The 1,304-nt window shown below is 65.0% G+C and carries 1 protein-coding gene; it reads left to right on the forward strand.

Annotated features, from left to right (window positions below):
• Positions 1 to 236: 236 nt before the first annotated feature.
• The gene (locus AWC16_RS21390) at positions 237 to 1,292 is read left to right on the forward strand and encodes an IS110 family RNA-guided transposase (RefSeq protein WP_085266729.1); all 1,056 of its coding nucleotides are present in this window, start codon (positions 237 to 239) and stop codon (positions 1,290 to 1,292) included.
• Positions 1,293 to 1,304 lie beyond the last annotated feature (12 nt).

Genomic DNA, 1,304 nt, shown 5'->3' on the forward strand with positions numbered 1-1,304 from the left:
TCAGTGTCACTGTCGACGGTGCCGCGTTGCGGTGGTTGGGTTCTTCTCACCTGGTGCCTGGCTCTTGCAAACACTGCCGCCCTTGAGGGGTTGGCGTTCGTGCGTTATGCCGGCATCAGGTGGGAAGGACCGACCGGTGTGACTTGATAGGAGCGTGGCACCGCCCCGACTGAGATGTGTCCACCGGCCGGCCCAACCTTCCTTGCATCCCGTCGAGATGAAAGAAGGCACTGTCCATGGTGGTCATTGGAACCGATGTACACAAGCGCACCCATACCTTCGTCGCGGTCGACGAGGTGGGTCGCAAGATCGCACAGAAGGTGGTGCCCGCCACGACAGAAGGGCACCTGGCGGCGTTGGCCTGGGCCAAGACGACTGTCGGCACTGATCTGTTGTGGGGTATCGAGGACTGCCGCAATCTGTCGGCGCGCCTCGAGCGTGACCTACTCTCGGCCGGCCAGAAGGTCGTGCGCGTGGCACCGAAATTGATGGCCCACGAACGCGCCGGCGCCCGTACCCGAGGCAAATCGGACCCCATCGATGCCTTGGCCGTGGCCCGGGCAGTGTTGCGCCACCCCGACCTGCCGGTCCCCAGCCACGACGAGGTGTCGCGGGAACTGAAGTTGTTGATCGACCGTCGTGAAGACCTTGTGGCACAACGGACCGCAACGATCAACCGGTTCCTGGGCCGGATCCATGAACTCGACCCGGCCCAGACACCGAAGAAGGGATCGATGGATCGCGCCAAGACCCAGACCGCCCTGGCGGCATGGTTGGCCACCCAGGACGGGTTACTGGCCGAGCTGGCCACCGACGAACTCGGCGACATCATCCGCCTCACCCTGGCCATCAACGAACTCACCGAACGCATCACCGACACCGTGCAAGCCGTCGCGCAGAACCTGCTCGCTCTACCCGGCTGCGGCGCGCTGACCGCAGCCAAACTCATCGGCGAAACCGCCGGCATCGCACGATTCAAAAGCGAAGCCGCCTTCGCCTGCCACAGCGGCACCGCGCCCATCCCCGTCTGGTCGGGCAACACCGCCGGCCGCGTCCGGCTAAGCCGATCCGGTAACCGACAACTTAACGCCGCCCTACACCGCATCGCACTGACCCAGATCCGCCTCACCGACAGCCCCGGACACGCCTACTACAACAAGCGCCGGGCCGCCGGCGACTCCACCCGCGAAGCCCTACGCTGCCTCAAACGACGCCTCGCCCGCGTCGTCTACAACCGCCTCCACACCGACGAGAAGTCACGACACCACACACCCCACGCCGCCGCTGCTTGACATAGGAGCAAT

This window comes from Mycolicibacter longobardus, from assembly GCF_002102265.1.
GTDB lineage: Bacteria > Actinomycetota > Actinomycetes > Mycobacteriales > Mycobacteriaceae > Mycobacterium > Mycobacterium longobardum.